At 63.4% G+C, this 12,514-nt stretch carries 12 protein-coding genes; 4 read left to right on the top strand and 8 right to left on the bottom strand.

Features of this window, described 5'->3' with window-relative positions; translation table 11 throughout:
• Window positions 1-586, bottom strand: a 586-nt coding sequence (locus MOV75_RS11270; RefSeq protein ID WP_369010450.1) for a class II aldolase/adducin family protein, incomplete at its 3' end; no start/stop codon positions are given.
• Between the two features lie 126 nt (window positions 587-712).
• Here MOV75_RS11270 and galE point away from each other — a divergent pair.
• The 3 genes from galE to MOV75_RS11255 all read left to right on the top strand — a co-directional run bounded on the left by galE (window position 713) and on the right by MOV75_RS11255 (window position 4,384).
• Window positions 713-1,726 (top strand): UDP-glucose 4-epimerase GalE, encoded by a 1,014-nt coding sequence (galE, locus tag MOV75_RS11265; RefSeq protein WP_246918959.1) that lies wholly within the window; start codon window positions 713-715, stop codon window positions 1,724-1,726.
• Window positions 1,727-1,844: 118 nt separating this feature from the next.
• The gene (locus MOV75_RS11260) at window positions 1,845-3,647 is read left to right on the top strand and encodes an ABC transporter ATP-binding protein (protein ID WP_246918960.1); all 1,803 of its coding nucleotides are present in this window, start codon (window positions 1,845-1,847) and stop codon (window positions 3,645-3,647) included.
• 35 nt (window positions 3,648-3,682) lie between these two features.
• Window positions 3,683-4,384 carry a fumarylacetoacetate hydrolase family protein gene (locus tag MOV75_RS11255; protein WP_246918961.1) on the top strand — a complete coding sequence of 234 codons (702 nt, stop codon included), beginning with the start codon at window positions 3,683-3,685 and terminating at the stop codon, window positions 4,382-4,384.
• Between the two features lie 117 nt (window positions 4,385-4,501).
• Here the strand turns inward: MOV75_RS11255 and MOV75_RS11250 are convergent, their stop codons facing one another.
• Entirely contained in the window at window positions 4,502-4,960 is a 459-nt protein-coding gene (locus MOV75_RS11250; protein ID WP_246918962.1) for a nuclear transport factor 2 family protein, read from the bottom strand.
• 133 nt (window positions 4,961-5,093) lie between these two features.
• On the opposite strand from MOV75_RS11250, the gene MOV75_RS11245 reads away from it, so the two are divergent.
• Window positions 5,094-5,636, top strand: a complete 543-nt coding sequence (locus MOV75_RS11245) for a Spy/CpxP family protein refolding chaperone (RefSeq protein ID WP_246918963.1) — start codon at window positions 5,094-5,096, stop codon at window positions 5,634-5,636.
• A gap of 91 nt (window positions 5,637-5,727) precedes the next feature.
• Here MOV75_RS11245 and MOV75_RS11240 read toward each other — a convergent pair whose 3' ends face one another.
• From MOV75_RS11240 to MOV75_RS11215, 6 genes are all read right to left on the bottom strand, one after another.
• Window positions 5,728-6,657 (bottom strand): aspartyl/asparaginyl beta-hydroxylase domain-containing protein, encoded by a 930-nt coding sequence (locus MOV75_RS11240; protein WP_246918964.1) that lies wholly within the window; start codon window positions 6,655-6,657, stop codon window positions 5,728-5,730.
• A gap of 147 nt (window positions 6,658-6,804) precedes the next feature.
• Entirely contained in the window at window positions 6,805-6,960 is a 156-nt protein-coding gene (locus MOV75_RS11235) for a hypothetical protein (RefSeq protein ID WP_246918965.1), read from the bottom strand.
• A 140-nt stretch (window positions 6,961-7,100) separates the two neighbouring features.
• Entirely contained in the window at window positions 7,101-8,561 is a 1,461-nt protein-coding gene (locus tag MOV75_RS11230; RefSeq protein WP_246918966.1) for an NAD(P)/FAD-dependent oxidoreductase, read from the bottom strand.
• Between the two features lie 160 nt (window positions 8,562-8,721).
• Window positions 8,722-10,143 (bottom strand): adenosylhomocysteinase, encoded by a 1,422-nt coding sequence (ahcY, locus tag MOV75_RS11225; protein WP_246918967.1) that lies wholly within the window; start codon window positions 10,141-10,143, stop codon window positions 8,722-8,724.
• A 123-nt stretch (window positions 10,144-10,266) separates the two neighbouring features.
• Complete coding sequence (metK, locus tag MOV75_RS11220; protein WP_246918968.1) at window positions 10,267-11,463, bottom strand: methionine adenosyltransferase; 1,197 nt, start codon at window positions 11,461-11,463, stop codon at window positions 10,267-10,269.
• A 61-nt stretch (window positions 11,464-11,524) separates the two neighbouring features.
• A partial coding sequence (locus MOV75_RS11215) for a hypothetical protein (RefSeq protein ID WP_247005686.1) occupies window positions 11,525-12,514 on the bottom strand: 990 nt, incomplete at its 5' end.

Raw genomic sequence — 12,514 nt, 5'->3', positions numbered from 1 at the left:
TCTCGGAGAGCTGGTTGCCGTGCAAATCGACCTTGACGAGGCTGGACGCCGTGATCTCGTCGAACATCAGCCCATAAGGGTTGATGAGAAAGTGATGCTCGGGGCCCGGCAGCGCGGCTTCCGCGAACGCCGCGGCGCGATCTGTCGGCGGCGCATAGACGTCGGTGTCGACGCCGTGCGGGATGACAGTCGCCTTCACCTTCAGGAACGATGCCGAGATATCCGACGTCGCGATGATCGCGTCCATGCGCCGGATCAGCCAGCGCGTGATCCAGCTGTGGTGCCGCTGCGCCGCCGAGGTGAACACGAGTTTCAACGGCCAGCCGAGCGCGCGTAGCGCAACGCCTGCGATCATCTCGTTGTTGCGCCGCGCGTGCCAGATCAAGGGCGCCTTGCGGCGCCATAGCTTCAGGAAATCGGCGACGGTCAGGCGCGCAATCCCCGCCGGCGCATCGGATCCGAACCAGGCGGCGCGGTACAGTTTCGCCAGTCGCGGCGCCACCATCCGGTTGGTCGCAGTGACCCCGGAATAGCGCCTGTGCAGATTTGGCACGACCACTTCGAGATCGCCGGGGAAATTCGCCACGTCACGCTCCGTTTCGAAGGTCCCCTATACGCAACATTAAGCATAGTGACCAGTTCAGCCGCGCCGATACCCCCTCTTCACCACGCAAGCGCTAGCTTTGCGCGTTGATCGAAGACGGGTGAGATCATGACTGTGCTAGTCACCGGCGGCGCCGGTTATATCGGAAGTCACACGGTCCTGGCGCTGGCGGAAGCCGGCGAGGACGTCGTCGTGATCGATGATCTCTCGACCGGTTTCTCCGCCTATCTGCCCGAGGGCGTGCCGCTGTTCATTGGCGATGCCGGCGACGAGAACCTGCTCGAGGGCGTGATCGCCCAGCACAACATCGAGAGCATCATCCATTTCGCAGGCTCCGTCGTCGTGCCGGATTCGATGCGCGATCCGCTCGGTTACTACCGCAACAACTTCATGACCGCGCGCAACCTGCTCAACGTCGCAGTCAAGCGCGGCATCAATCGCTTCATCTTCTCCTCGACCGCCGCCGTCTACGGCAATCCGGACCAGGTGCCGGTGCCCGAGCACGCGCCGACGCGGCCGCTCTCGCCCTATGGCTCGTCGAAGCTGATGACCGAGATCATGCTGCACGACGTCGCCGCCGCCTACGGCATGCAGTATGTCACCTTGCGCTATTTCAACGTCGCCGGCGCCGATCCGCAGGCCCGCATTGGGCTCGCCACCGTGGGCGCCACGCATCTGCTCAAGATCGCGGTGGAAGCCGCAACCGGCCAGCGCGCCAAGATCGACGTGTTCGGCACCGACTATCCGACCCCGGACGGAAGCTGCATCCGCGACTTCATCCACGTCACGGACCTCTCGCAGGCGCACCGCTCGGCCCTTGCGTACTTGCGCAATGGCGGCGCCTCGACAACGCTCAATTGCGGCTATAGCCGCGGCTATTCGGTGCTGGAGACCATCGACGCCGTGCGCCGGGTTTCGGGCCGCAGTTTCGCCGTGCAATACGCCCCGCGCCGGCCGGGCGACATTATGACCATGGTCGCCGACACCAGCCGCATCCGCAGCCTGCTCGACTGGAGGCCGCAATACGAGGACCTCGAGACGATCGCAGCCCACGCTTTGGCGTGGGAGGACAAGCTGTTCCACGAGCGCCATGGCGAGCTCCGCCAGGCCGCGTCGGCCTAGATTCCCTTCCGACGCAAGCCCTTAATTGGGCTTGAAAAACCCCGCTTGAGCGGGCACAGAGGCCCATCGATCCCTGACGCGCGGGCAGGCTTTGTCCTGCGCCGTCAATGGACACCGGATGGCCCAGTTTCCAAAGAAAATCACCGACGATCCCTATGCGGCAGCGACCCTGATTCGCCGCCTCGTCACCGAACAGGGCATCGTCTACTGGCGGCGCTACCTCGTCGCCTTCGCGCTGATGGCGGTCGCCGCGGGCGCGACCGCCTGCGCGACCTATGTGCTCGGCCAAGTCATCAACCAGGCCTACGTCGACAAGAACATCCCGGGCATCGCGATGTTCTCTGGGATCACGGTGCTCCTGCTGTTCATCAAGGGCGTGGCGACCTACGGCCACATGGTGATCCTGACCAAGATCTCGAACGCCATCCTCGCCACCAACCAGCGCCAGCTGTTCGCCAAGCTGATGCGCGAGAGCGTCGGCTTCTTCTCCGAGCGGCATTCCTCCGAATTCCTGGCGCGGCTGACGGCCGGCGCCAAGTCGATCACCGACGTGCTCAACATGCTGGTCAACGCCATCGGGCGCGATCTGTTGATGCTGCTCGCCATGATCGGGGTGATGGTGTGGCAGGACCCCGTGATGTCGTTCATCGGCCTCGTCGTGGTGCCGCCGGCGATGCTGGTGCTTCGCAAGCTGGTCAAGCGCATCAAGGGCCTCGCCTTCAACCAGTTCACCGGCACTGCCGACATCATGGAGACGATGCAGGAATCGCTTCAGGGCATCCGCACCGTCAAAGCGTTCACACTCGAAGACACGATGCAGAAGCGCATCGACGAGAACATCGCGATCGTCGAGCGCAACGCCAACAAGATGGCGCGCGTCGCCAACCGCTCCAACCCGCTGATGGAAATGCTCGGCGGTTTCGCGGTCGCGGGCTGCCTGATGTACGGCGGCTACAGTGTGGTCGCGCTCAACGCCACGCCCGGCGCGTTCTTCTCCTTCATGACGGCGTTCCTGATGGCGACCGAGCCGGCCAAGCGGCTGGCGCGGCTCAACATTGATTTGAACAGCCAGCTGGTCGGCGCGCGCATGCTGCTCGAGGTCGTCGACAGCCCGGCCAGCGAGCGTTCCGACGACGACAAGCCGGCGCTCAAGCTCTCCGATGCTCGCATCGAGCTGCGCGATGTCAGCTTTTCCTATCGCGCCAATGAGACCGTCCTCAACCGCATGAGCTTCGTCGCCGAGCCCGGCAAGGTCACCGCGCTGGTCGGGCCCTCCGGCGGCGGCAAGTCGACCGTGCTGGCGCTGCTGCTGCGCTTCCACGAGGTGACGCAAGGCGACATCGTGATCGACGGCCAGTCGATCTCTTCGGTCTCGCGAAAGTCGCTGCGGGCGCAGACCGCCTATGTCGGCCAGGATGTCTATCTGTTCCGCGACACCATCCGCAGCAACATCGCCTTCGGCAAGCCGGGCGCGAGCGAGGACGAGATCATCGAGGCGGCGAAGGCCGCCTGCGCGCATGATTTCATCATGGGCTTCCCGCTCGGCTACGACACGCCGGTCGGCGAGCACGGCACGCAGCTGTCCGGCGGCCAGCGCCAGCGCATCGCAGTGGCACGCGCGCTGATCAAGAACGCGCCGGTCATCCTGCTCGACGAAGCCACCGCCGCGCTCGATTCGGAATCCGAGCGGCAGGTGCAGGAGGCGATCGAGCATCTGTGCCGGAACCGCACCACCATCGTGATCGCGCATCGCCTGCACACTATCATGCACGCCGACGCCATCCTGGTGGTCGAGGGCGGCGAGATCGTCGAGCAGGGCCGGCACGACGAGTTGCTCCGCCGCGGCGGCCGCTACGCCTCGTTCTTCCGCCTGCAGCATCACGATTCCGGCGCACTGGCGCCGATCAGCGCAACCGCCTAGAATTCCCTGTCAACCTCAAGAGCCGCGAGACCCACATGAACGCCGCCTCCTACGTCATTCCGCTTCCATCGCAGCCATCGCTTCCCGTCGTCGGCGAGGCCGGCCGTTATCCGGTGCGCCGCATCTGGTGCGTCGGCCGCAACTATCTCGAGCACATCCGCGAGATGGGCAATGACGAGCGCGCCCCGCCGTTCTTCTTCGCCAAGCATGCCGACATGCTGGTGCCCGACGGCGCCACCATCCCCTATCCGCCGCTGACCAAGGATCTGCATCACGAGGTCGAGCTGATCGTCGCGATGAAGAGCGGCGGGCTGAACATCGCCGCCGACAAGGCGCTCGACCACGTCTATGGCTACGCCGTCGGCATCGACCTCACCCGCCGAGACCTCCAGATCGCCTCGCGCAAGAAGGAGCGTCCGTGGGAGGTCGGCAAATCGTTCGACTATTCCGCGCCCTGCTCCGCGGTGCAGCCCGCCGCGAAGATCGGCCATCCCTCGAAGGGCAAGATCTGGCTCACCGTCAACGGCAAGGAAGCCCAGAAGGGCGACCTCACCGAGCTGATCTGGAACGTGCCCGAGATCATCTGGCAGCTATCGCAACAGGTGAAGCTCGCCGCCGGCGACATCATCATGACGGGCACGCCGGCCGGCGTGTCCCAACTCCAGCCCGGCGACAAGCTCGAATGCGGCGTCGACGGCGTCGGCACGCTGAAGGTGAGCATCGGCCAGCCGGAGTAAGTGCGAACGTAGGGCGGATTAGCGATAGCGTAATCCGCCACCTTCGCGCGGCAATCGGTGACGTCGATTGTTGCTCGACCGTACGGCGGATTACGCTTCGCTAATCCGCCCTACACCCTACCAGGCCTTCACCGGCCGGTTGGCGTGGCTTGTCTGCGGCACACTACGATTGAGCGACATGTGCGAATGCACGCACAGCCAATTATCGCCCTCTCTTGAAAACACCATCGTCGCGCGTCCTGGGCGAGGAAACGCACTGCCATCTTGATGATAGCCCGTGCTTGTCCACGGCGCGATCACCGTTGCCATCGTGCCGTCGCGGGATGCCAAGACCGAGGTCTGATCGAGCACGAAACGGAAGTCCGTCGTCTTCGGCCAGACGTTGTCCCACTGCGTCGAGACCCATTGATCGAGGCCCGGAATGACATCGTTGTGCGTGCCGAAGGCCAGCACGTCAGGATGAAAGAGCGGCCGCGCCGAGGCGTAGTCGACCTCGCGGACATAGCCCGCGAAGGTTTCCAGCCAGGCGAGGAAGAACTGCTTCGTCTCGCTGTCGGCGGTCGGCAAGAGGACCATCACTTGCTCCATCTTCGGCTACTCGATCACGGCGAGCTTAGTTGCCATGGGAGAGACCATCCAGCAAGATGGACCACGAGAGTTCCGGTCGAGATCGATCGACTAGCCGGCCTGATTTCATGGAGCCAGACTCATGAGACGCCTTCTCCTGCTTGCGGCAACGCTTGTCGTCACCTGCAACGCCGCCAGCGCGCAGTCCAGCAAGCCCTATGCCGGCCTCGAGCAGCGTCCCATCAAGGCGCTATCGCACCAGCAGGTCGACGATCTCCAGACCGGACGCGGTATGGGCCTGGCGCTTGCCGCTGAACTCAATGGATATCCCGGTCCCAGTCACGTTCTCGAGCTCGGTGATCGCCTCGACCTGACCGCGGATCAACGTGCCGAGGTGCAGCGCCTGTTCGATTCGATGAAGCAAGAGACGGTCCCCCTCGGTAACAAGCTCGTCGAGCAAGAGAGGGAGCTGGACAACCTATTCTCCGCCCGTGCAGTGACGCCGGAATCGCTCAAGGCGAGCCTCGTTGCCATTTCGGAAACGCAGGGTCGGCTTCGCGAGAGCCACCTCAAGTATCATCTGTCGACCGCTGCCTTGCTCAATCAGAGCCAGATGCAAAAATACGCAGAGCTGCGAGGCTATCAGCCGCCTGATAGCTCAGCAGGGCACAAACACCGTCACTAGACGGTGCTGACAGCGTGCTTCGCTGCGATCGGCAACACCAACGCAGCGCGGTGGCGGATTACGCTTCGCTAATCCGCCCTGCGCACCTCCATCACCTCAACGCCGACCACACGATGAGGCCGAGGATCAGCGCCGTCAGGGAGTATTTCAGCGTGTAGTAGACGTTGCGATTCCACTCCTTGACCTTGCGGCTGGCGAGATGGATCTCATAGAGCTTGCCGAACACCTTGTTGAGCACGCCGACATTCTCGCCATCGACGTTCTGAGTCGCGGACGCCTTGACGATGTGGTGGCTGACCCAGCGGTTGATCGCGGTCATGAAGCCGAACTTCATCGGGCGCTCGACATCGCAGAACAGGATGATGCGGTTGACATCGGTCGCATTCTCCGCGCTGTGGATGAAGGTCTCGTCGAACATGAAGGCCTCGCCGTCGCGCCAGACGCACTCGACGCCGTCGACCAGGATCCGGCACTTGTTCGAATTCGGCGTGACCAGGCCGAGATGGTAGCGCAGCGATCCTGCGAAGGGATCGCGGTGCGCGCCCAACTTGCCGCCCGGCGGCAGCATCGCGAACATCGCGCCGTGTACGATCGGGATCGACTTGAGCAGCTCTACCGTCTTCGGACACAGCGTGTTCGCCGACGGCAGGAAGTCGTCGTACCATTTCAGGTAAAACCGCTTCCAGCCGCTCTTGAAGAAGGAATAGAAGCCCCAGTCGTTGTTCTTGGCGGCTGCGCGAATGAATCCTTCGTCAAACAGACGCACAGCCTCGTCTCGGATGGTTTCCCAGTTCTCGCTTAGCGGCTTCAGCTCGGGAAACTGCTCGACCGAGATCACCGGCTTGTTGGGCACGGCCGAGCCCGCATACATCAGCACGTTGTAGGGTGCGAGATAGGTCGAGTGATCGCCGAGCTGGCGCGCGAAGCGCAGCCGCTGCTTGCCGCGGAAGTGAACGTAAATGGTCGAGGCCGCCAGCACATACAGAATGACGAGTTGCGGCGCAAAAAGCTGTTTCAACATTCCCCCGTTCCCCAGTGAACCCAGCCGGGGACGTCATCTACTCTGCACCGGCCTGAGCGGCAAGATATTCACCGCCAGGTTGAGGTTCACACTGGCGAGAGCGCGGGGACGGAGTCGGGGCCGAGCCCGGATCGGGACCGAGCCAAATCAGGCCCGGGACAACGCCTGGAGGCCCTTGAAAGTCAGGCGCTTGGGGTCGGTGACGCCGGCGAGATAGAGACGGCGGATGAAGGCGCTGACGGCATCGCGGTCGCAATCGGTCAGGGCGACGACGGCGTCGACTGCGATTCTCTGGGCTTCCATTGGGCTTACCTCGGCCTTGCGAGTCACCCCGGCCGAGACAGGCTAGGACTCATCCGTAAATCCGGCGTTAACCGTCCGCCAGCTTGGCCGATTCAGCCCGGCGGCCGTATACGCAAAACAACGCATTGCCGACGGGGTGATCAGGAATATCGCATCACGCCATCGTCGATCCGGCCGAAGCGCAAGGTGACGATGTCGAGCGCGTAGTTCTGGTACAGCCGCCACGGCTGCTTCGAGCCCTGTTTCGGCATCTTGGCGACCGAGCGCTGCACATAGCCCGAGGTGAAATCGAGCGACGGCTGCGCGGTGATCTCGGGGTCGTCATTGTGCGGCATGCACTGGCGGAAATTATGCCGGTCCATGTAGTTGATGAGCCGGCAGACATATTCGCAGGTGAGATCGCATTTCAGCGTCCAGGACGCGTTGGTGTAGCCGAAGGCCGAAGCCATGTTGGGCACGTCGGCATACATCATGCCCTTGTAGGTCAACGTATTGGCGAAATCCACGGCGCGGCCGTCGACACTGACCTCGAGACCGCCGACGACCTGGAGCACCAGCCCGGTCGCGGTGACGATGATGTCGGCGGCAAGCTCGCTTCCGTCCTTCAGGCGGATGCCGTCGCGCGTAAACGTGTCGATCTCGCTGGTGACGACCGACGCGCGCTGCTCGCGGATCGCCTTGAAGAGATCGCCGTCGGGCACGAGACACAGCCGCTGGTCCCAGGGATTGTAGCGCGGGGTGAAATGGGTCGCGACGTCGTAATCGGGGCCGAGCGCCATGCGGACGCCGCCGAGGATCAGGTTCTTCACCTTGTCCGGCCGGCGCCGGCTGAGCTGGAAGAAGAACATCCCCCACATCACGTTGCGCCAACGGATGACATGATAGGCAAGCCGCGTCGGCAGATTGCGGCGCAGCTTGTTGGCGACGGGATCCTGCGCCGGACGCGATACGACATAGGTCGGCGAGCGCTGCAGCATGGTGACCTGCGCCGCCTTCTTGGCCAGCTCCGGCACCAGCGTCACCGCGGTCGCGCCCGAGCCGATCACGACCACGCGCTTGCCCGCATAGTCGATATCCTCGGTCCATTTCTGCGGATGCACGATGCGACCCGCGAAATCAGCGCCGCCCTTGAACTCCGGCGTGTAGCCCGCCTCGTATTTGTAGTAGCCCGAGCACATGAACAGAAAATTGCAGGTGAAGCGCACGAGCTCGGTCGCGCCCTCGCCCGTGATGCGCTCCGCTTCCACTGTCCAGCGCGCATCCGGTGTCGACCACGCCGCGCGTTTAACGCGGTGGTGAAAGCGGATGTGCCTGTCGATGCCGTTCTCGCTAGCGGTCTCGCGCACATAGTTCAGGATCTGCGGCCCGTCGGCGATCGCCTTCGAATCGGTCCACGGCTTGAACGAATAGCCGAGCGTGAACATGTCGCTGTCGGAGCGGATGCCGGGATAGCGGAACAGATCCCAGGTGCCGCCGATGCAGTCGCGGCCCTCCAGGATGACGTAACTCTTGCCGGGGCACTTGGCCTGCAAGTGATAGCCCGCGCCGATGCCTGACAGGCCGGCACCGACGATCAGCACGTCGAAATGTTCTTGTTGCATGGTTTCCTCCGGCGAGGAGGATTGTCCGCCCGTCACTGCTGGCCGTCAATTGGCAATCAGCCGTTCAGCAACTGCAAAGCGAGTTGAACTCCATATGCCGAAATAATGAAGCCCCGGATCGCTCCGGGGCTTCGCGTCGATGATCGATCGGACCAGACGATCAGTAGCGGTAGTGGTCGCTCTTATACGGGCCTTCCTGCTTCACGCCGATATAGTCGGCCTGGTCCTTGCGCAGCTCGGTGAGCTTGACGCCGATCTTGGCGAGGTGCAGGCGCGCGACCTTCTCGTCGAGCGACTTCGGCAGCACGTAGACTTCCTTCTTGTACTTGCCGTCCTTGTTGTTGGCGAACAGCTCGATCTGCGCCAGCGTCTGGTTGGTGAAGGACGCCGACATCACGAAGGACGGATGGCCCATCGCGTTGCCGAGGTTCACGAGGCGACCTTCCGACAGCATGATGATGCGGTGCTTGTCGGGGAACTCGATCTCGTCGACCTGCGGCTTGATGTTGGTCCACTTCAGGTTACGCAGACCTGCGATCTGGATCTCGTTGTCGAAGTGACCGATGTTGCAGACGATGGCGCGATCCTTCATCGCGCGCATGTGCTCGATGGTGATGATGTCCTTGTTGCCGGTCGCGGTGACGAAGATGTCGGCGCGAGGAGCTGCGTCTTCCATGGTCACGACTTCGTAGCCTTCCATCGCGGCCTGGAGCGCGCAGATCGGATCGACTTCCGACACCATGACGCGGCAGCCGGCCTGGCGCAGCGAGGCGGCCGAGCCCTTGCCGACGTCGCCGAAGCCGGCGACCATCGCGACCTTGCCCGACATCATCACGTCGGTGCCGCGGCGGATGCCGTCGACCAGCGATTCACGGCAGCCATAGAGGTTGTCGAACTTCGACTTGGTGACGCTGTCGTTGACGTTGATCGCGGGCCACAGCAGCGTGCCGGCCTTCTGCATGTCATAGAGACGATGCACGCCCGTGGTGGTCTCTTCGGAAACGCCCTTGATGCTCTTGGCGATCTCGGCGAAGTAGCCCTTCGGCTTTTCCTTGAGCTGCTTCTTCAGAAGCGCGAAGAAGACTTCCTCTTCCTCGGAGCCGGGCTTGTCGAGGAAGGCGGTGTCGCCATTCTCAGCGCGCAGACCCAGATGGACGTACATGGTGGCGTCGCCGCCGTCATCGAGGATCATGTTCGGGTGACCGCCGCCGTGCCAGTCGAACAGTTTTGCGGTGTAGTCCCAGTACTCGGCGAGCGTCTCGCCCTTGACGGCGAAGACGGGAATGCCGGCAGCCGCGATCGCGGCGGCAGCGTGATCCTGCGTCGAATAGATGTTGCAGGAGACCCAGCGAATGTCGGCGCCGAGCGCTGCGAGCGTCTCGATCAGCACGCCGGTCTGGATCGTCATGTGCAGCGAGCCGGCGATACGTGCGCCTTTCAGCGGCCGCTTCGGGCCGTACTCTTCGCGGGTGGCCATCAGGCCGGGCATCTCGGTCTCGGCCAGCGAGAGTTCCTTGCGGCCGAAATCGGCGAGCGAAATGTCCTTGACGATGTAATCGGTGAAGCCGGGCTTCGCGTTCATAGGGGGTTCCTGTTTGTTTGGCTGGTCATTCCGGGGCGCTCGTGAAACGAGCGAACCCGGAATCCAGCAGTTCGAGATTCCGGGTTCGCCGCTGTCGCGGCGCCCCGGAATGACGCAAGTGAATCAGAGCGCGCGCTTGAGCTGCTCGACGAGATCGGTCTTCTCCCAGGAGAAGCCGCCCTCGTTGTCGGGCGTGCGGCCGAAATGGCCGTAGGCCGAGGTGCGCGCGTAGATCGGGCGGTTGAGGTCGAGATGGCTGCGGATGCCGCGGGGCGTCAGATCCATCGCCTTGGCGGCTGCCTTCTCGAGCTGGTCCTCCGAAACCTTACCGGTGCCGTGGGTGTCGATGTAGATCGACAGCGGACGCGCCACGCCGATGGCGTAGGCAAGCTGGAGCGTGCAGCGGTCGGCGAGACCGGCGGCAACGATGTTCTTGGCGACGTAGCGCGCAGCATAAGCCGCCGAGCGGTCGACCTTGGTCGGATCCTTGCCGGAGAACGCGCCGCCGCCATGCGGGGCCGCGCCGCCGTAGGTGTCGACGATGATCTTGCGGCCGGTCAGGCCGGAGTCGCCGTCGGGACCGCCGATGAAGAACTTGCCGGTCGGGTTGATGTGCCAGATCGTCTTCGGCGTGATCCAGTCCTTCGGCAGCGCCTCGCGCACATAGGGCTCGACGATGTCGCGAATCTGCTTGGACGTGAGGTCCTCGACCAGGTGCTGATGCGAGACCACGATCTCGCGCACGCCGACCGGCTTGCCGTTCTCGTACTGCACGGTAACCTGGCTCTTGGAGTCCGGACCGAGCACCTTCTCCTTGCCGGAGTGGCGGGCTTCGGAGATCAGGCGCAGGATCTTGTGGGCGTAGAAGATCGGCGCCGGCATCAGGTCGGGCGTCTCGTTGGTGGCGTAGCCGAACATGATGCCCTGGTCGCCCGCGCCCTCTTCCTTCACTTCACCCGGCTGCAGCGCATCGACGCCCTGGGCGATGTCGGCCGACTGCGGATGCAGCAGGATCTCGATATCGCAGGTCTTCCAGTGGAAGCCTTCCTGCTCATAGCCGATGTCCTTGATGGCGCCGCGGACGACGCCTTCGATCTGCTCGTTGGTCACCGACTTCGGACCGCGGGTCTCGCCGGCGATCACCACCTTGTTGGTGGTCGCGAGCGTCTCGCAGGCTGCGCGGATCTGCCAGGGGTCGATGCCGGCCTTGGGCCCTTCGCGGTAGAACAGATCGACGATCTCGTCGGAAATCCGGTCGCAGACCTTGTCCGGATGACCCTCGGACACGGACTCGCTGGTGAAGAGATAGGACGCGCGCATCAGTAACCCCTTGTTCCGCCGCTAAACGGCGGGCGTTTGCGATGTTTACCTGTGGATGGTGTCAATCACGCCGGCGCGAGATGACGTAGGATTCGTCGAGAAACCAGAGCCCATTGTACTTTCGCAGCACGTCCCTGGCGGCATCCAGAGTGCGGCCGTTTTGAGTCATTTCTGTCAACCGGTCGTCCTCAATCTGAGCGACATACACCGCCGCATTCCACGCTGCAAAGGCCGTCGAGGTTCCGATCGTACCGGTTACCTCGTTGGGCAGCGCTTCCATATCATACCTGAAGATCGAACGGTTATCCGCGTAAGCATTAAAATTTAAGTCGCGGCCCACCGATCCAAGTTCATACTTAACCGCACGCAGTAGCTCATGACGGCTGACCGAGAAAGGATTTTCTCCCGGCCAGATCGCCTGGATCATTTCCATGCCCGGATCCTGGCCATGGGAGTGGATACCGATCAGCCGCCCTCCCGGCCGAAGCGCCCGCGCCAGGGGTGCGATGATCCGCTTGGCCCGGAAATTGACCGAGGACAGGGCCCGGTAGGGCTGGGAGGCGATGACAAGGTCGAAATTGGCTTCGGTCTGGCCCGGCCGCGGAATGGTCGAATCCAGCAGGAACCTGTGGTCCTCGCGATACAGCACCAAGACGACGGGCCGTTCATACAGCGGCATGGCGGTGCGCGGGCTGATCGCGGCGCGCCAGTTCTGCTCCAAGAACGGCCTCAGCTCCGCGATCTGCTGCTCGAACTCGCCGGATGAGGCGCCCCGCAGCGGGACCTCGTGCCAGACGGTTGCAGCCGCCGCCGCGGGCGATGCCGGCGTGAGCCAGGGCGCCTCCGAGTAGAACATGTTGGTGAAGACGAACACCGACGCCGGATGCTCGAAAATGCGATCCGGCACCTTCTCCAGCGTCAGGCGCAGGTCCTCGAGGCTGAGCTCCTTGCCGGCGACGTAGAACGGCATGTGGGGAAAGCGCTGGTGGGTCGCACGCAGCACCCGCGCCAGCACTGTGCCGTCGCCGACGCCGGCGTCGAACATGCGCAG

The organism is Bradyrhizobium sp. PRIMUS42 (assembly GCF_023006515.1).
In the GTDB taxonomy this organism is placed as follows: Bacteria; Pseudomonadota; Alphaproteobacteria; order Rhizobiales; family Xanthobacteraceae; genus Bradyrhizobium.
Note: the sequence above shows the minus strand (reverse complement) of the source record. Positions and strands in the feature narration are given on the sequence as shown.